This window comes from Paenarthrobacter ureafaciens (assembly GCF_004028095.1).
In the GTDB taxonomy this organism is placed as follows: Bacteria; Actinomycetota; Actinomycetes; order Actinomycetales; family Micrococcaceae; genus Arthrobacter; species Arthrobacter ureafaciens.
In genome coordinates this window covers 93,555-112,061 of the sequence record NZ_SBHM01000010.1, presented here as the reverse complement: position 1 = coordinate 112,061, position 18,507 = coordinate 93,555, and the positions used below count along the sequence as shown (strand labels likewise).

The window sequence follows — 18,507 nt, the reverse complement described above, 5'->3', positions numbered from 1 at the left end:
TCAACCCTCTGCCCAGGGGAAACTCCGGCAGTGGCGCCGCAACGCGGGAACGACTGAATACGTGAAGGACCGAAATGACTAATCAGCATGAAGCAGACGAACAGAGCGAACTATGGAATGCCGGAATCAAGGTACGTAGGGAGGTACTCGGGGATGCATACGTCGCTGGTTCCCTCGAGCGCACAGCGGGAACAGAAAGTGAGGCCCTGCAGACCCACATCACTGAAACAGTATGGGGCGCTGTGTGGACCCGACCCGGCCTTGACCGTCGAAGCCGTAGCCTCCTCAATATCGGCATGCTGGTCGCGCTCAACCAGCACCACGAACTTTCCGTGCATGTTCGAGGCGGCCTGAGGAACGGTTTAGAACCAAGTGAGATCGTAGAATCAATCGTGCAGGCCACCGCCTATTGCGGCGCACCCGCGGGGCTCGCAGCGATGCGCGTCGTCCAGGAAACGCTCAATGAAGTTGCTGGCTCCACTGGCGCCGACCCCGACGAGACCAAGGCTATCCAGGCCCCGCGATGACGTGATTGCCGGCGTTCGAAAGTGCGCTTAAGCCCGGCTGGTATCCCCCGCCGGGCTTTTGCGTGCCCGTTGCGCGATGCCCAACGATGGAGTCCTCAATTCGCTCGGGCACTGCGGCGGCGGGTTGTGCCACGGCGGCGGCCACCCAACCGTGCTTCGGTTGTGCAAACCATCCTGTCGACGTTAAGCAGATCGGTCGTCGCGACACCTGCTATTTGGGTGTCGCGACGACCGATCAGGAACCGCTGGTTGCGAGCTGGCATCTGCCGCGTTGCAAGAATGAGAACGACGTATTCTCCGCTATATGTGCGGCTCGCTAGTAGGCTTTCTGTAAGAGCTCCCTTACATCATCGGCTGATACCGGTCGCGGTGCTTGACGAATGACGGCTTCCGCCTCGCCCATCGTCGCGCGAACAACGTTCTCCAACGCCTCCGGGCTCAGGCCGAATTCACGGATTTGCCGCGGTACTCCCAGCTTTTCGAAGAGCAGCTCCAGCTCCTCAGGAGCCGACATGGCGTTCGTTGTTCCTCTTGCCGCTGCCAGCACGGTGGCCATAATGGCCTGTTGGCTTGCGGTCGCTTGAGCGTAGAACCGCATAACGTGCGGCAGCGTGATGCAGGACGTTACGCCGTGGGGAACGCCGGCCGCACCCAACTGGTGGCCGATGGCATGGGATAACCCCACTGGTACGTTGTGCACTCCGACCAGTGACATCCAGGCCGCCTGCTGGCAGCGCAGAGCCGCTTCGTAGTCATGAGGGTCAGACGCCGTCAGGGGAAGATCCTCGGCCAGGGTGCGGAGAGCCGCAGTGCACAGCGCCGTGGTGAAAGGGTGCGCATTCGTTGCATAGGCGATTTCTACTGCATGATCGATCGCCCTGACACCGGTTGTGATCCACAACTTCCTGGGAGTTAAGGCACACAGCTCCGGATCGAGCACCACAATTCTGGGCGTAAGGGCGAGGTACCTGGTCAGTTCCTTGGTGTTTGTCGTGTCGTCAACAAAGGCGGCAACCCCATTCCACTCTGCCGCCGATAAGGTTGTCGGCACGGCCAGGACAGGAAGCGGGGTACCTTGCAGCTCCGGCAACCCATGGGAAATGCTGTAGCCCAGGAAGTCCTGCGCCGATTGAATACCCTCCCCCACTCCCAATGCCGTGAGCTTCGCCGCGTCAACAGCGGAGCCTCCGCCGACACCTATCACGACGTCGGCACGTGCGTTCTGAGCGATCTCCACTAGCTCAGCTAGTCGCTTGACTGGGTTATGGGCCTCGACCCTGCCGTACACCGCGACGGCCCTGGCTCCCAGCACACTGACGAGATCACCGAATTGTCGCGTGGCGCTGATGGACTTGCCTGCTACGAGAAGAGCACGGTTGAGTCCCCGCCGCTCCAGTTCGGCGGGAATTTGTTGGATAGCACCACCGCCCTCAATGACTCGTTCGATACGCGGCATGTCGAAGACACGTGGTTGACTCATACTTTCCTCCAATAGGGAATGGCACGCCCCGTTCCCGAGGCGTGCCAGCTCCTGTTATCTAGTTTTTGCTCCGTATGGGACTTGGCGAGGTAACCTCCGCGGTGAGCCTCTCACCTGCTCCAGCTACCGCCTGCTGCCAGCTGCCTCAGCAGCCTTCGACGCAGCTTCGGACTCCGGGACTGCGGGGATGGCCGAGCCTTGGCTGGCTGTCGCCTCAGCAGCACGGCTGGCGGGTGGAGTCGCCGGCGCCGAAACTGAGGCGTCGCCTGATTCCAGCTCGTTCAGGTAGCCCACAGCGTTAGCTCCTGCGACTCGGCCAAAGGTCATGGAACGAATTGACGACGTCGCCGGCGGGTACTCGTGGTAGAACAATCCCGTGATTTCGCCCGCTGCGTAGAGGCCTGGAATCGGCACTCCACCGCCGGAGATGACCCGCGCCTGGGTGTCTGTTTTGAGCCCACCAAAGGTAAAGGTGATCCTCGCCTCAAGCGGATATCCGTAGTATGGCCCGGATTCGATCCGATTCGCCCAGTTGGACTTTGGTGGGACGAGACCTTCGGTGCTCAACCCGTCAAGGATTTCAGGCTGGAATGGTCCGCCGACCGTGGCCGCGTTGAATTCCTGAACGGTGGCTTCGAGTGCTTCCGGGCTGAGACCCAGCTTGGTTGCCAGTTCAGCCAGCGTCGCGCCCTCCTCCGGCTCCAAATCGGTGGTCTCATAGACCCAGCCCGGGCGCATGCGTTCCATGACTGGCTTATCGGTGATGAAGTAGGCTTTCTGGTTCTGGTTTTTCCAGACTTCGTATGCCAGCAATTCGAAGTGGGCAAAGAGGTAGTCTTCGCCCTCGTCGAAGAACCGCTTTCCCTGTTCGTTGACACAGATTCCGTAGTTGTGGCCCCAAATTACAGAGTCAGGGCGGCTGGTCCGAGAGTCGACGACCTCGGAGTGGAACATGTCGAACTGTCCGGCGGTGTCGGCCCCGATGTCCATGGCCATGCGGATACCGGCGCCCTTGTTGCGGTGCAGCCCTGGAACGATTGGCTTTATGTCGACGGCGTTATTGCCGAGGTACTGCGTCAACATTTCCGGGTTACCTTCGAAACCGCCCGATGCAATGACGACGGCCTTGGAGCTGAGCGTTCGAAGGAGCCCGTCCTTACCGCGGACTACCACGCCGTTGACACGGCCTTCGTCCGAAATGCTCAGCTTTACGGCTTCGGTTTCGTAGAGGATCTCGGAATTATCAAACTTCCTGAAATGCGCGAGGAGGTTGTTGACGATTTGAAGACCACCTCCGACCGGCCATTTGATGCTCTTGTCGGTTTCGTATTCAAGAGCGACATCGTTTTCCCAGTGCTGGTAGAGCTCCACCCCATGGGCTTCCAGGTACTTGATGGTCCCGGGGACTTCACGCTCCAGTGCCAGGCAGTATTCCAAGTCAGCAAGTCCCTTGGACGTTTCCTGAACTCGGTCCTTCCAGGACTCGTCGAGCCTGCCGTCTTCGTAGACGCGAAGCCAGGCCATGGTCCAGCGTGACCCTCCGGAACGTTCGTCTTCTGCTCCAACTTCGACCACTGCTACCCGGCCGGACCGACCTTCGTCGGCTGCTTTCTCGCAGTAGCTCAGGGCGGCAGAGGCCCCAGCAAAACCGCTACCAATTACGACCAGATCGTACTCAGACATTTCTTGTGTTCTCCATCCATCATCTTTGATGTCTGTCAGTGCATCTGACAGCTTCGTGGGTTGATCTTCTGTTTACCGACCGCTTCCGGTGATCATCTATTTCGAGAGCGGGCGGCCCGCCTATTACGGCTTCCAGGCGAACGGATCACTGGGCTTCTCGAAGAAGGCATCAAGCTTGGTACCTGTCAGCCAGCCGTCCTTGGGCTCCAGCCAGCCATCGGCATTGGGGTCACAATTCGGCCCAAGGGCCGCTTTGGCGTCCTCGTAACTAATGGGCGATACGCTGAGGACGATGGACTGAATCTTCGGCCCCTGCTGCTGAAGGATGCGTACCGCAGTCTCGATGCCCAGTTCCATCTCACCCTTTGGCGGCCAGATGTTGTAGCCAGTGTCGGCGAATTCAGGATGATTCACCCAATAGCACGCAGCGCCCGTTTCTCCACCGATATTGATCGGCACAACAGGTCGACCAGACTGCTGAAGCGCCTGCAGAGCGCCCGTAGCCGAAGCAGGTTGCGCGACAATACCATCCAGTTGGCCCGGGTGGGTTGCGAGGAACTTCTGCACCTCAGTCTTAGTCACAGGCGCAGACCACATACCGTTGACAGACCCCACAAGTTTGATGTCGGGGTATTCCTTCAGCGCATCCTGAACCCCGGCCTCGAAATCGATGGCATTGGTGGCTCCCGGAACGCCTTGGACATCCAGAACGTTGCCTTTGCCACCGATCTTGTCGAAGACTGACTTGGCAAAGACGCTTCCAGCCTGACGATAGTTCGTTACTGCGCTGACGGCGTATGGCGAATCCACGTGCCCACTCCATGCAACAAAAGGCACACCTTTTTCATGGGCGTACTCAATTGACTGGTTTAGAGCTGTTTTTGCTGAGCAGCAGGCGATCAAAATGTCTGCGCCCTGGTCAACGAGTTGTCGGATCTGCTGGTTCTGCACCGTGTCGTCGCCACCCGACTGGGCAACGATCACCTCTTTGATCAAGCCAGCCTTCTGGTACCGCGGAACCACATCGTTCATCAGGTGATCCATAGCCGTTGTCTGCCAGGAATTTCCTGCGTACGGACTCGTATAGCCAATAGTCCATGGTGCCGGCCCCTTGGGTTGCCACCCCTCGCCGTACGGCGTCGTTCCGATTAACGCGTCAGCGTTCTCATAGGCGGTCTGTGCATCAGCCGGGAGAGATGACAGCACTGACTCGGAAGACGTCGCCGCCCCGGGTCCAGCCGCAGGACCGAAGTCGCTGCCGCCGCCACAGGCAGTGAGCGCCAAGACCGATGCGAGGGCAAAGGCCCATCCCGCACGCATGGCCAGTTTCTTCCCCCCGGAGGGGGGAGAAACACAATCGTGGTCTTCCTTGACCATTCTGAACTCCTTATAGGTTGACTGACAGTCACTACACGTCAGCCGGCGACGAATACGCGAAACTCGTTTGTATGAAGAAAGAATGTATGACAATCATAACGAGCGGTGATTTGAGTATAGGTGTGAGTCCAGTCACGCGCAAGAGCATTATTGCGGTCCCACCTTCTTGAGGATTGGCCGATCGTCTGACATTATGTCGATCAATCGCTATACGCCTCAGACGCTACGGAACGGATTGGCATGACAAGGGATCACCTGAAGGTCCACGTTCTTGAAACCGGGGTTATGGAAGCCGACATGGCTTGGCTCCTACTGAAACCGGGACGGATCATCGCGGACCGAAATAATAGGGAACGTCAACGGGAGTGGGGCGACATCCCAACTCATGCGGTCCTGATTGAGCACCCTGAGGGTCGGATTCTGTGGGACACCGGAGTCCCCCGGGATTGGAGTTCGCGCTGGCAAGAGAGCGGAATGGACAACTACTTCCCGGTTAAGACTGAGTCTTCGAGTGCATCCGGGTTCTTGGACGCCTCGCTTGCCCAAGTGGGTCTGGAACCTGCAGACATCGACCTACTCGTTCTTTCCCACCTCCACCTTGACCACGCGGGTAACGCGCGTCTGTTCGACAACGGCAGAACCAAAATCGTCGCCAACCGTAAGGAATTGGAGGGGGTGCAGGGAATAATGGGCTCGCACTTGGGTGGGCATCTGAAGGCAGACTTCGAAGGCCTGACGATCGATGCCATCGAGGGCGATACCGAAATCGTCCCTGGCGTTTCCGTCATAGACACCCCTGGGCACACGTGGGGAACAATGTCACTTCAGGTCGACCTCCCGGAGGACGGAACCAAGATCTTTACCTCGGACGCAGTCTACTTGCGCGACTCATTCGGCCCACCGGCTGTAGGTGCCGCTGTCGTCTGGAATAACCTCCTCTGGCTTGAGTCGGTTGAGAAGCTCCGGCGAATCCAAGAGCGGACGAACGCCGAGATGATTTTCGGGCACGAGTCCGAGCAAACGAGCCAGATTCGATGGGCGCATCAGGGGCACTACCAGTGATTCTCTACGATTTCCGTTGCGTCGAGGGGCACGTTTTCGAAGCAAGTCTCTCGTCGATGTTTGCCGACGACCCCGTTTGTCCCGTCTGTTCTTCTGCCGCCAAAAGGAAACCGCCGCGCATTGGCCTGAGCGGACGCGTCGATCCTGGGCCATCAAAAGAAGACCGCCCCCGCAGCTGGCAACAGGTAAACGGCGGTGACCCGGAGACGGTCCGAGCGTGGCAACGAAGCATCGAGAAAAGGGAAAAACTTGAAGAGCGCTACACGGAACTTGCTGGAGACAATCGCCCCGTATTGGCACACGAAGGTATCTTCAGCAGCAAACCTCTGAGGGTGGGCGACGAAATGGGCACCACGCACGGAACTCTCCGACCAGGCTCAGCGGCATTGCGCCCCTGAACGCCCCCGGAGGGCTGGCTGCCGCGTCGCACGGCACAGCATCCACCTCGTTTGGTCTGCCAGATGTCACGGCGTCGATCTGTTGCGAAGGCCGAAAATCAAGTGAAGGAGTCTCGGAAAAACTGATCCGGGCCCGCGATTTCCCCCACACTTCGGCGGACGCGGGCGAATGCCGTTCCGTCGACGCCTATATACGAATTCTGATGAGTTCGAGGATCGGGTTTCATAGGCGCTGTACCGCCAGCTCGGGGGCCATCGACGCCGCGCTACTGACATCGCAAGCTTAAAGTAGTGCGACTATCCGGTCGCCAGTGCTGGACCCAGATAGGGCCGTACCCTTGGCGGTTTCTAGGGGTCATTGTTTTGCGTGGGCGGCGCCCTTTGAGTTCCCGGGCGACGTGCTCGAGGTCTTCGGGTCCGTAGAGGGACAGGTCGGTGCCCTTGGGGAAGTACTGGCGCAGCAGCCCGTTGGTGTTCTCGTTGGAGCCGCGTTGCCAAGGACTGGTCGGGTCACAGAAGTAGACCTGCATGTCTGTGGCCATGGTTGTGATGAGGCCGTCGCGGACTGTTTCCGCGGTGTGGTCGTCCGGGAGGTGCACGAGCATCACATAGCGGGTTGTGGCGTTCGACCAGGGCCGCGATCGCCGATTGGTTGTGCGCGCCGGCGATGGGGTCGATGAACCTGGGCGTGCGTTGTTCGCCTATCGTGTTGGGTTTGCGACGCGTTCGGCCGGCACAGAGTGCTGCTTGGACCTCGCGTTTGAGTCCGCCTCTGGCTTGGATGTAGAGGGCTTGATAGATCGTCTCCGGGCTCACAGGCATCTCCGGGTTGTCTGGGAACTTTTCGATCAACTTGTGGCTGATCTGTTCCGGAGACCAGCGCAGGAGCAGTTTGTCCTTCACATAGTCACGCAGGTCCGACTCGACGGCGAGTTGGCCGTTTTGGGCCCGGCCCGCCGGGCAGCGGCTTTCCGGTGCGCTCCGCGGGGCAGGTAGCCCCCCGGGGATCGGTATTGCAGGCAAGTTCCCGGCTGACCGTAGAAGCCGGTCGTGCCAGGGTACGGCGATCGCCCTGATGAAGGACCCGGCTGCTTGCAGGTCCCGGATCAGCTCCCGCTCCTGGACGTTGAGGTATGGCGGGTCGATAGCCTTCTCCAGGGCCGATACCAGGATGAGTGCCCGCGCCCGGCTTCCCCCGGCTTTTTAGCCCGGCTTTACGAACCCACCCGGCGCATGTATCAGGGTTAAGTCCGAGTTCTCTTGCAGCCTGCCTCGTGCTCTTGACCCGGTCGAAGACTCTGAAGATCTCCGCCTTCTGGGCGGATGCGTATTTCCGCTGGGCCCAACCTTACGATTCCGGAGGACCCACTGAAAGCACGTCATCAGATTCAAGCCGAGCTCCGCGGCGGCCACGCTCACGCTCCCACAGCGGTCCAACGCGAGGAAGAACTTAGCCTTCTGCTCCGGCGTGTATTTCCTCCGCCCGGCAGATTCCTCCGTTAAAGACGACACGGTCGTTGCAACTCCCAAAAGTTCGGGGTGTTGCAACGACCGCTAGAACCTGCTCTTGGGCACGGCCCTATCCGAGGTTGGTGTGGTTAGCGGGACGCCTCACCAGCCGCGGCCTCCTCCGTGGGGGCTGGGACGTGTACAGGGTCGGGTACGTGCTGGTGTTTACGGGAGAAGAGCACGGCTATCCCGGAGAGCACGCACGGGATAGCGCCAAAGAGAAACGCTGCCAGAGCCCAGTTGCCTCCATTGGACAACAGGGTCGCGGCCAGTGCGCTGGAGATGATCGCGCCGATTGGGCCGACGGCGGCAACGAAGGTGGCTCCCCTGCCGCGGATGCGGGTGTCGTAGCTTTCGCCGACGAAGAACAGGACGCAGGAGTACGGGCCGATAAGGAAGAACGTGCCCAGGCTGTAGAGCAGGACCACGGTCCAGAAGTCGCTGGGACCGAAGATCATGGCCGTGAATACAATGCCACCGGTGATCCAGCCGAACGCGATGACGTTGCGGCGGCCGAATTTGTCTCCGAGGAAGCCGTGGGTCAGGTAGCCGAGGTACGCGATCAGGTTGGACAGCAGGAGGATGACCAGGGAGTTGGTGAATGAGACGTTGTGGACGCTGACGAGCACGGTGGTTCCCAGGACGCTGAAGACCTGGACGGGGAAATAGTTGAGGATGTGCCCGAGAGCCAGCGACAGGGTGGTGCGTAAACTGCGGCCACGGAATACGTCGGCGAGGGTGCTGCGGGTTTCGTGTTCCTCGATGCCCAGGTTGGCCGAGAGGGTTTCGGCGTCGCTATGGTGGCCATCTTTCTGGAGTTGGCGGATTTTCTGGATGGATTCGAACTGGGGTGATTCGCGGAGCTTCCGGGCCAGCGCTGCGACGATCAACGACGGTACGGCGGCGAAGACGAAGCATCCTGCCCAGCCGATCACGGGCAGCAGCACCGCGGTCAGCGCGGCGGCGAGGATGGCACCGATGGGCCAACCGCCTTGAACGAGGGAGTAGATGAAGCCTTGGCGTTTTTTGATGCGAGGGTCCTCGGAGGCGCCATACAGTTCGCTGAGGTAGGCGCCGTTGACGCCCTGCTCTGACAAGCCCAGCCCGCTCAGCGAACGGATGGCGACCAGGATGCCGACCGGCACGACGCCGCCCAGCGCGGTCAGCAGCGAGGCGATGCCAGCGCCGGCGGTGGTGAAGGCGAGACCGGCCTTACGGCCGAATTTATCGACGACGGGTCCGGCCAGCAGGCCCAGTGCCACGGCTCCGACGGACATCCAGGTCACCATGGTGGCCTGTTCCGCTTCGTTGAGGCCGAGGTCTTTACCGAGTTCCGGGAGCAGTGTGCCGAAGAGGATGAAGTCGTAGACGGCGAAGGCCCATGCGAGGAATGCGAGGACGGTCGCGAACTTGATTTGCCGGTTGGTGACAGGGGCCGGCCGCCAAGTGGCATTGATGTGGGTTGGGGACATGATCCACCTCCATTGGTGGTACAAAGGAATGTGACGGGGATTACATTTGTTTTTGGGCGTGGCTGCCTAAGGACCTCGCGCAACTGCGCCCTTCGTGGGTGACCGGGTTCCACGGTCGGAGCGGCGGGCCGGTTCGTTTCCGGCCCGCCCTTAGCGTGTCCTAGGTGGACTTGCTTTCGATTTCCTTCAGGATGGGAAGGAGGAATTTGCGGAATTCCGTGTAGTTTTCCGTGACCGGGAAGTGGCCGAGTTTGGGCATCTCCCAGAACTTGGATCCCTTGACCAGGTTCGCGGCTTCCTTGGTGTCAGCCGGGGAGGTGTTGGGGTCGTATTCACCGGTGAGGAAGTACAGCATGCATTTGTTCGTGTCGATGGCCGCAGCTTCTTCGGGTGAGACGTTGTGGTCGTAGTAGTAGTAAAAGAGGTCCCCGGCGAATACCCCGGGCCCACCGCACTGGTATTCCCACTGGATTTCCCGGACGTTCTCTTCCGGGGAGTACGGGGAGATATTCAGCATCATGGCCGCGCCGGTGGAGGTGCGGGAGACGTTGGGGTTGTCGAATTCGCGGCGGATGCCGTCCATGCCGACTTCGACGTACTCTGCCGCGGAGCGCAGGGCGCCTTCGACGGAGATTGTGGCGCGGTAGCGGTCGTTGAAGTTGGAGGCCAGGTCGATGGCGAGGTGGCCGCCCATGGAGCTGCCCATGTAGACGGGGCGGTCCAGTTCGAGGGCTTCGGAGAGGGCGTTGGGGAAAGCCATCATCCGGGACTTGGTCATGTTGTATTCACGGGTCCACCACTTGTCGCCGTGCGGGGGCAGGGATTTACCGTGGAAGGGCAGGTCGAAGGCGATAACCCGGTAGCGCGAGGTGACTTCTTCGTCGTTGAGGAGGTGGCGGTACTGGCGTCCGTCTGAACCGGCGGTGTGGCCAACGATGAGCGGGATGCCGTTGCCTGCTTCTTCGTAGTAGACCCGGTATTCGATGTCTTCGACGGTGAGGTAGACGTAGCCGCCCTTGATGGGTTCGAACTTTGCCATGGCTTTACGCTCCTTCGCGGTTGAGCTGGCGGAAGATTTGCATGAGCCGGTTCAACGCCGGCAGGTAGGCGTAGAGCTGGTTGGTGTTGCTCAGCAGCACGCCGTGTTTGGCCGAGGAGCTTTGCAGGGACTGGAAGAACGGCCGAGGGTACTCAGCTGTCATATCGTTCCACCGCTCTTCGGTTCCCTTGATCCAGATCGCAGCATCGCCGGGATCCGTAGTTGACGGTCCCACGGTGATAAGTTTGCCGTCGTCGTATTCGGCGAGCCAGGCCTTGTCGCCGATGGCGACGTGGAGTTTACCGCTGTAGTAGCGGATCTCACGGCTAAACTCGAAGTCCTCTGTCGCGGTGTTCAGCACCTTGGCGAAGTCATGCATGGATTTGCCTTTCATCATCGAAAGCCGGGGTGGGGGTAACGAGGAATTCGTACATCCTCGTATGGTCCTCGGCGCCGTGGCCGGCGTCGAGGGTTGATTGCCAGATGCTTTCGCAGTCGTGGCTGAAATTGGCCGCGACCCCGAGGGAATCGGCCAAGGCAGTGGCGATCTTGATGTCCTTGGTCATGAGACCGATAGGGAAACCAGAACCAAACGTGCCACTGAGCATGAACTGGCGGACCTTGTTTTCGGAGGTGTTGCTGCGCCCGGACGAGGCGTTCAGGACGTCTGTCAGGGTTGCTGGGTCGATGCCGAAGCGTTCACCGATCCGCAAGGCCTCGACGGTGGCGGCAACCGATGCGGCCGAGACGAGATTGTTCAGTGCCTTGGCAGCATGGCCTGCGCCTGCCTCACCGACGTGGATGACGGACTTGCCCACGACGTCGAAGAGCTCCGTTGCCTGGTCGAGGTCCTGCCAGCGTCCTCCAACCATGATGGCCAGTTGGCCACTCTCGGCTCCCCGGACACCGCCGGAAACCGGGGCGTCCAGGTAGCGCATGCCCTGGTCTTCGAGATGCTTTCCCAGCTGCCGCGACCGCAGAGGCTCGGAAGAGGACATGTCGATGAAGAGCGTATTCAGCGAGGCTGCGGCGGCCACTCCCCCACCCGTCAGGACAGCTTCGACGATAGCCGAGTTGGGCAGCATCGTGATGATGATGTCCGCGTCTTGCCAAGCAGAGACATCTGTGGCGGACGCGGATCCAGGGTTATCGTTCAGAAACCGCTCAACGACCCGCTCTGCCTGGTCGCTGACAATCAGCCGGTAACCGGCATCCGCCAACCGCGAAGCCATGGGGTAACCCATATTTCCCAGACCGATGAAACCTACGGCGCCCATGCTTCGGCTTCCATTTCCTTGAAGACTTCGCGTGCAAGACGGAAGCTTTCCAGCGCCGCGGGGACGCCGCAATAGATGGCCACTTGCAGGAAGACTTCCTTAATCTGATCTTTCGTGACGCCGTTGCGAATGGCTCCGCGGAGATGGACCTTCAGCTCATGCGGCCGGTTCAGGGCACTGATCATCGCGAGGTTAATCAGACTTCGTTCGGTCCGTTCCAGGCCCGGCCGGTTCCACACATCACCCCAGCAGACCTTGGTGACGAGTTCCTGCATGTCCATGGAAAAGTCATCGGCTCCATCCAGGCTCCGCTGGACGTAGTCGTCGCCAAGGACTTCCCGTCGCGTCGCAAGGCCCTTATCGAAGAGTTCCTGGTTGATGGTCGTTGTGCTCATTGTGCTGCCCCGTTTGCTGCCTTGAGGGGGGTCTGGTCCCAGACGGCCTGTATGTTGGTGAACTCATGGACGCCGAGGTAGGACAACTCGCGGCCAAAGCCGCTCTTTTTGACGCCTCCGATGGGAATCCGGGGATCCGATACGGAAAGGCCATTAATGAAGACGCCGCCGGCGTCAATCTGTCGGGCCATGGAGCGGGCTTTGGCGTTGTCGGCCGTCCAGATAGCTGCACTGAGTCCGAATTCGGAGTTGTTGGCCTTGGCCATCGCATCGTTGGTGTCTTCGGCCGGGATGACGGTAGCGACGGGTCCGAAGATTTCTTCCCTGAATGCGGTCATGGTTTCGGTGACGCCGGCAAGCACTGTCGGGGCGTAGAACGAACCGACGCCGGGCAGTCGGTAGCCACCTGTGCGCAGCACGGCACCTTCAGCGACGGACCGCTTCACTTGGTCATCGACATCGAGCAAGGCTTCTTCTTTGGCCATGGGACCGACGAATGTTTCCGGGTCCGTGGGGTCGCCTACCTTGAAGCTCTCCACACGCTGGGTGAGTTTGTCGGTGAATTCGGCGTAGACCGCCCTCTCCACGATGATGCGTTTGGCCGAGATGCAGACCTGACCCGCATTGACCATACGTCCGGTGGCGGCGGCCTCGACGGCCTTGTCCAAGTCCGCGTCGGCGAGAACGATAAACGGGTCGGAGCCGCCGAGTTCGAGGATGACCTTCTTCAGGGCCTTCCCGGCTTCTGCGGCCACACTCTGCCCCGCGACAGTGCCGCCCGTGACCGCTACGCCGCTGATCGCAGGGTGGTTGATGATCGCGGGGATCTGTTCGCGGTCGCAGTTGACGACGGCGAACGTTCCCTTGGGTAGCCCAGCCTCCTCCCACAGGGTCTCCAGCGCGAGAGCACAGCCGACGACGTTGGACGCGGGTTTTAGCAGGTAGCCGTTGCCACCGAGGATGATGGGAGCTGCTCCGCGGAATATCTGCCACACCGGGAAGTTCCAGGGCATGACGGCCAGGACAGTGCCTGTGGGCAAGTAGGAAACATAGGCTTCCGGACCGATCGTCGTGGGCGAGTCCTGCAACATGGCCGGCCCGTGCTCGGCGTACCAGTCCAGCATGTTGGCGCATTTGGTCACTTCAGCCTGTGCCTGCGTGACGGGCTTGCCCATTTCCGCTGTGATGACAGCAGCCAGCGTGACTGTGTCCCGCCGTAACAACCCGGCCAGCCGACGGAAGACATCGGCCCGCCCGGCGGGCGTGGTGCCACGCCATGCTGCGAACCCCTCGGCAGCAGCGCTGACGACAGCCAGAGAGCCCTGCTCATCCAGATAGGGATAGGCGGCAACGTCTTCGCCCGTAGCCGGGTTCGTCGACTTCGCGACGGCAACTTCGATGGTGCCCATAGTGTGTATGTCCTTATTGCTCGAGTGTTGGTGCTAACAACGACTCTAGGAGCCCTCCACTCTTTGATAAATAAGAAGTTTCGGAAGTTTCACTTCTCTGAAAGAGAATGGCCCGAGGGCGTTTCGCCGTAGGTCAGTCGGCCTGGCCCTGGAGCTTGAATTACGACGAAGCACCTGCCATTCTTCTTAATACGTGATGTTTTTGCCTAGGTTGCTTCACATGGAAAGAAGGGCGTCGTGGAGATATCGCAGTTGGAAATCTTTCTGGCCGTAGCGGAGACCGGCAGCATCACCAAGGCGGCAAACAAGCTGCTCCGTGTCCCGTCCAATGTTTCCACCCGGATCCAACAGCTGGAACGCGAACTAGGCGTGAAGCTGTTGGTAAGGGACAAGCGCCAGAGCTCACTTTCAGCCGACGGTGAGCTCTTCCTGGAGCACGCGCAGAAGATCATCGACATGGTCAACGATGCCAAGGCCTTCTCAGCCCAAGGCGCCCCACGCGGGCGGTTCCGCCTCGGAGCCCTGGAAAGCACGGCCGCCGTCCGGATCCCGCCGATTCTTGCTGCGTTCCATCTGCACTATCCGGCCGTGGAGCTGGAGCTCGACGCCAACTCCTCCGGGGTACTCTTTGACCGCCTGCTGGGGGGCCAACTCACGGCCGCGTTCACCGATGGGAAGCCTGCAGTCCCCGCATTGACAGGCATCAAGGCGTTCAGCGAGAACCTACGCATCATCACACCTCAATCAATTGCAACGCTTGATGACGATTTCAGGGCTTCCCACCCCACCGCATTTGTGTTCGGGAGGGTGTGTTCCTACCGTCAGCGGTTTGAAGACTGGATGGAATCCGAAGGCATTGTGCCTGGCCGGATTGTCGAAATCTCCTCGTATTACAGCATGCTCGCTTGCGTTGCGGCCGGCGGGGGCATCAGCATGATTCCTGAGTCCTTGCTGGAGACACTGCCTGGCGCCAGCCGAGTCCAGGCCCACGCCATGCCTGCCGGACTGGGTAAGGCGGAGACGTGGCTGACGTGGCGCCGGGACTGCAGGTCAGCGAACCTGAAGGCCTTCATTGCCGAACTAAAGGAGCATCTAAGTCCGTCGGAGTACAGCGCTGTGTCGGCGGCCTAAACACACGAATTTTGGCACGCCATGATCAGTTCTACGCCTTCCGGTGATCGAACGCGCGCCACTGACCGTCATGCGTCCCTTCTGTCAACGCGGCGGGCATCGACGTGTTGCGGCTGTCGCACAGGGCGGCCAGCTTCTTCAGGAGAAGCCGCAGCGATTCAGTCAACATCGTTGGTTAACCTTTACAGCGTAAGTTCGGTGGGTTGAATCGTGGCCAAATTCTCCCCGTAAACCAGCGAAAAAGACAAGGGGACTCCGCAGAGAGAATTGAATGTGCCCGATGATCGCTTCATCCGTCGTCAGAGTGCTTGCACTTGCCTGCGTCTCGGGTGTCCTGCACCCGCTGGCATGCCACTTTCAACAGGTCTTTCACAGGCAGCTCCGCCCTCGAAGGAGAAGCCAGTGAAGTCTGACAAAACCCCTTACCCTCCACGATACGGGAAGCGTCCCTGGGCGAAAGCGAAGATGCTGCGACCCTCGTTCAACGTTTCTACGCGATCAGCGGCAGTCGACCCACTTCTGGCAGCGAGCGCTGGTGCGCGCGGCGGCCTCTGTGGAATGAATCTTTCATCCCTTGGGACGTGACCAGTTTGCAAAGCGGTGAGCCTTGAATTCTTCTGGAAGGAACTTGTTGAGCAGTGCTGACCTTTTGGTTGAAGGGTCGCCGCCGACGACGTGGTCCTTGCCGGCGAACAGGCCGTCGAGTCCGATCTTGGCGACGAGGCGTGGGTCATTCTTTGTGGAATTGTCTCCGAAGGCAGTGTTTTGCATCCCAGCCCTGTCGTGAAATTCGGTTGCCGTGGCGCCTGGAAGCAGGGCGGTGACATTTACACCGTGTTCCTTGAGTTCTTCGCGGAGACCTTGGGCGAAGCTGTACATGAAAGCCCGGGTCGGTCCATAGATGGATTCGAAAGGCGTGGGCGTCGTGGCGGAAAGCGAACTCGTGACAAGGATGTTTCCGGACTTGTTCGCAACCATGTGTCGAGCCACATGTTTGGCTAAGAGCACTTGGGAGGTCACATTGAGTGAGAGCATACGCAATTCCTGATCGATATCCGTATCCAGGAAAGACCCTCCGAGGCTCATGCCCGCGTTCAGTGCGGCCACGTCCAGGGGGCGGCCTAACTCCATGATGGTTTCCCATACTTTTTGAACCCCTGCACGGGTCGAGAGGTCGGCCTGTACGGGGCGCACGGTGGCATGCGGCAATTGTTCAGGCAAGGAAGCGATTCGAACGCTGGATCCGACTCCGACAATGTCATAGCCACGGTCGGCGAGTCCTTTTGCCAGATGGAATCCAATACCTGCTGATGCGCCGGTGATGAGTGCGAGTGTGGCCACTTGGGTCAGCTCCTGTCAATTGTGCGGTGGGGTGAGGGCTTTGCGGTCAACCGTGCAACGGGCACACCGCAGGCCCACTGGTGCGACCAAGCCTTTGGCAGCTACGGCCCGTAGTTAGTCTTACGTCTTAGTTGGCATAGTTGGTGGATCGTCTGACTGTCTGCATGCGCCGATGTTAACGCGGTAAGCACCACCTGAAGCCAGGTTTCGGCGCCTAAGGGTAGGTCTCTTTGTCCTAGGGTGGAGCCTCCCTTCCTTGCGGTATCGATGCTTGGTCTGATGGACGGTGGGCCATCGGCACCCAGACAGACACAATGAACAGGACACAAGGAAAAGAATCTTGACCACACGAAGCACCGCTCCAGGCCGGGTGGCCGTTACTCACGGTCGGGCATGGATCCATCAGGAAGCTGGAGTGCGCCTTGGTTACACCGTCGCCACAGCATCCGACCAACCGGCCAAAACGGTCCTGCTTCTGCACGGAGCCCCACAGACACGCTACGCCTGGCGGCACGTACTCGAACCTCTTGCCTTGGCTGGCTACAGGGTAATCGCCCCGGACTACCGAGGAGCCGGCGACTCGAGCAGGCCCCGGGACGGGTACGACAAATGGACGATGGCCGCGGACATCCACCACCTTGTCCACGCAGTTCTCAAAGTAGAAGGCCCAGTCTCGGTCGTCGGCCATGACCTCGGCTCGATGCTGGCACTCGGCTACGCACTGCGCTACCGGCAGGACACGGCCAGCGTCACGTTTATGGAAGCGCCACTGCCAGGCACCGACTATTACGAGCAACGAAAGGTTGCAAAGAGCGCCTGGCACTTCGACTTCCACTCAAATCCCGACATTGCCGTCTACCTCACCCAAGGAAAGGAACGCTGGTACATCCAGCGTTTCTACGACGATCTGACGTACCAGCCGCAAGCCATATCGATGGCAGACGTTGAGGTTTACGCGCGCGCCTTCGAGGCGCCTGGGGCGATGCGCGCCCTGTGCGAGATATACCGGGAACTCGACCACGATGCAGAATTGCACCGCAGAGTCATTCAAGAACAAGGCAAACTTAGGATGCCCGTGCTGGCTTCAGGCGGCGGCGCTCAGTCTCTGGCCAAGAATTATCTGGCCATGTGCGAAGAAATCGCCGAAAACGTCACCGGCCACCTGATTCCCGAGTGCGGCCACTGGGTAGCGGAGGAACAACCAGAGAGGTTCGTGGACATGTTTATCGGATTTGACACGCAGGCCCGCGGCGAACTGCCTGCCTAGCATACGAATGATTGCTGACCGGGCCAATTCCTGGCTAACACCCGCATCCAATCAACGGCCCCCGGTGTCTGCTCAGCATGAGTCAACGCAGACAGCGGTGAACTGTGCAGGAGACAATAGAAGACATGGTGAAGAACGAAGCATTGCGCGAGTTTCTCATTGCCCGGCGGGCCGCCATAACCCCGGAGATGGCTGGCATCAAGGTCTCGGGGACTCGCCGCGTTCCCGGGCTGCGGCGTGAGGAAGTGGCAGTCCTGGCCTCAGTGAGCTCCGATTGGTATGCCCGGCTCGAACAGGGCCGTCAGGTCACTCCGTCTGAATCCGTGCTCAGCGCCATCGCTGATGTTCTGCAGCTTGATGACGCCGAACGGGATTACCTGTTCAACCTCGCGCGTCCTGGAAGCACCGGACGCTTCCACCGGGAACGTCCTACCGTCCGGCCAGGGATAACTCGGATGCTGCAAGCTTTCGACAAGCAGCCCGCATTCGTGCTGGGTCCACGTATGGATGTGCTGGCAGGGAACGCCCTAGCCTGGGCGCTTCTGGACAATTTTCCCGCCAAGTCACTCGATAACCGTAATCTTCTGCGATGGATCATCACGGAAGCCAAAACCAGGGAGCTCTATCTCGACTGGGACACCATAGCCTCCGAGCTCGTCGGCGTCCTGCAGCTGGAAGCATCAGCAAACCCGAAGGACGGCCGGACTAAAGACCTCGTGACGGAGCTGAGGGCGGCGAGCCCTGAATTCAGTCAATGGTGGCTCAGTCCCAATCCCCGCGGGCGCACGTCCGGTACGAAGCGGTTCAACCACCCCGTGGTAGGCCCGCTCCATATAGATTGGGAAGCTTTCGTCGTCCCCGACGACCCCACACAAACCATGTTCGTCTATACCGCCAGCAACAGCGCCTCCGAGGAGTCTCTTCGGCTGCTCGGATCCTGGTGGGCAACCGAAGCCGTCACGTCCGGAACTCCCGACCCATAAGCCAGGCGGTTGCGCCCGGATCGGGGTAGCCTCGTCACCACACAACACGACGAGTGCGGCTTCCCCACCAGGTTCTTGAACTCCGTGGCAACCTCAAACGCTCGATCCCAAGACTTTCATGGCGGTGCCTCATCTGGGTCCTCGGGCCAGCGGCCGG

Annotated in this window: 16 protein-coding genes and 1 pseudogene; 5 read left to right on the top strand and 12 right to left on the bottom strand. The window is 60.0% G+C overall.

The annotated features are described in order from the left end of the window. Positions 1-74 precede the first annotated feature (74 nt). A complete protein-coding gene (locus AUR_RS20025) occupies positions 75-527 on the top strand; it encodes a carboxymuconolactone decarboxylase family protein (RefSeq protein WP_062096372.1) in 453 nt (150 codons plus the stop codon). A gap of 316 nt (positions 528-843) precedes the next feature. On the opposite strand, the gene AUR_RS20020 is transcribed toward AUR_RS20025, so the two are convergent. The 3 genes from AUR_RS20020 to AUR_RS20010 form a co-directional block, all read right to left on the bottom strand. Then, positions 844-2,007 (bottom strand): iron-containing alcohol dehydrogenase, encoded by a 1,164-nt coding sequence (locus AUR_RS20020; protein ID WP_062096370.1) that lies wholly within the window; start codon positions 2,005-2,007, stop codon positions 844-846. Between the two features lie 123 nt (positions 2,008-2,130). Then, positions 2,131-3,690, bottom strand: coding sequence for an FAD-binding protein (locus AUR_RS20015; protein ID WP_062096367.1), 1,560 nt, complete (start codon positions 3,688-3,690; stop codon positions 2,131-2,133). Between the two features lie 123 nt (positions 3,691-3,813). Next, a complete protein-coding gene (locus tag AUR_RS20010; protein WP_062096365.1) occupies positions 3,814-5,067 on the bottom strand; it encodes an ABC transporter substrate-binding protein in 1,254 nt (417 codons plus the stop codon). Positions 5,068-5,307: 240 nt separating this feature from the next. Here AUR_RS20010 and ahlD point away from each other — a divergent pair, with 240 nt between their 5' ends. Further along, positions 5,308-6,129 (top strand): N-acyl homoserine lactonase AhlD, encoded by an 822-nt coding sequence (ahlD, locus tag AUR_RS20005; protein ID WP_062096362.1) that lies wholly within the window; start codon positions 5,308-5,310, stop codon positions 6,127-6,129. Positions 6,130-6,793: 664 nt separating this feature from the next. Here ahlD and AUR_RS20675 read toward each other — a convergent pair. From AUR_RS20675 to AUR_RS19970, 7 genes and pseudogenes are all read right to left on the bottom strand, one after another. Beyond that, a pseudogene (locus AUR_RS20675) lies at positions 6,794-7,181 on the bottom strand (IS30 family transposase); the annotation flags it as partial. 944 nt (positions 7,182-8,125) lie between these two features. Further along, complete coding sequence (locus tag AUR_RS19995; RefSeq protein WP_062096354.1) at positions 8,126-9,508, bottom strand: MFS transporter; 1,383 nt, start codon at positions 9,506-9,508, stop codon at positions 8,126-8,128. 160 nt (positions 9,509-9,668) lie between these two features. Further along, on the bottom strand, positions 9,669-10,547 hold the full coding sequence (locus AUR_RS19990; protein WP_062096352.1) for an alpha/beta fold hydrolase: 879 nt from the start codon (positions 10,545-10,547) through the stop codon (positions 9,669-9,671). 4 nt (positions 10,548-10,551) lie between these two features. Beyond that, on the bottom strand, positions 10,552-10,926 hold the full coding sequence (locus tag AUR_RS19985; protein ID WP_128397309.1) for a hypothetical protein: 375 nt from the start codon (positions 10,924-10,926) through the stop codon (positions 10,552-10,554). Beyond that, a complete protein-coding gene (locus AUR_RS19980; protein WP_062096348.1) occupies positions 10,919-11,824 on the bottom strand; it encodes an NAD(P)-dependent oxidoreductase in 906 nt (301 codons plus the stop codon). Before AUR_RS19980 ends, AUR_RS19985 begins: the two co-directional genes overlap by 8 nt. Next, positions 11,812-12,219 carry a 4-carboxymuconolactone decarboxylase gene (gene pcaC, locus AUR_RS19975; RefSeq protein ID WP_062096346.1) on the bottom strand — a complete coding sequence of 136 codons (408 nt, stop codon included), beginning with the start codon at positions 12,217-12,219 and terminating at the stop codon, positions 11,812-11,814. Before pcaC ends, AUR_RS19980 begins: the two co-directional genes overlap by 13 nt. Beyond that, positions 12,216-13,628, bottom strand: coding sequence for an NAD-dependent succinate-semialdehyde dehydrogenase (locus AUR_RS19970; protein WP_062096344.1), 1,413 nt, complete (start codon positions 13,626-13,628; stop codon positions 12,216-12,218). Before AUR_RS19970 ends, pcaC begins: the two co-directional genes overlap by 4 nt. Positions 13,629-13,865: 237 nt before the next feature. Between AUR_RS19970 and AUR_RS19965 the strand changes: the two genes are divergently transcribed. Continuing rightward, positions 13,866-14,759 (top strand): LysR family transcriptional regulator, encoded by an 894-nt coding sequence (locus AUR_RS19965; RefSeq protein WP_062096342.1) that lies wholly within the window; start codon positions 13,866-13,868, stop codon positions 14,757-14,759. A 31-nt stretch (positions 14,760-14,790) separates the two neighbouring features. Here the strand turns inward: AUR_RS19965 and AUR_RS20380 are convergent, their stop codons facing one another. Then, positions 14,791-14,928, bottom strand: a complete 138-nt coding sequence (locus AUR_RS20380; protein ID WP_164888716.1) for a hypothetical protein — start codon at positions 14,926-14,928, stop codon at positions 14,791-14,793. A 398-nt stretch (positions 14,929-15,326) separates the two neighbouring features. Further along, positions 15,327-16,100, bottom strand: a complete 774-nt coding sequence (locus tag AUR_RS19960) for an SDR family NAD(P)-dependent oxidoreductase (RefSeq protein WP_062096340.1) — start codon at positions 16,098-16,100, stop codon at positions 15,327-15,329. A gap of 286 nt (positions 16,101-16,386) precedes the next feature. Here AUR_RS19960 and AUR_RS19955 point away from each other — a divergent pair, with 286 nt between their 5' ends. Both AUR_RS19955 and AUR_RS19950 read left to right on the top strand, forming a co-directional pair. Beyond that, positions 16,387-17,367, top strand: a complete 981-nt coding sequence (locus AUR_RS19955) for an alpha/beta fold hydrolase (RefSeq protein ID WP_128397308.1) — start codon at positions 16,387-16,389, stop codon at positions 17,365-17,367. A gap of 125 nt (positions 17,368-17,492) precedes the next feature. Next, complete coding sequence (locus tag AUR_RS19950; RefSeq protein WP_062096336.1) at positions 17,493-18,350, top strand: helix-turn-helix transcriptional regulator; 858 nt, start codon at positions 17,493-17,495, stop codon at positions 18,348-18,350. The last annotated feature ends 157 nt before the right edge of the window (positions 18,351-18,507 follow it).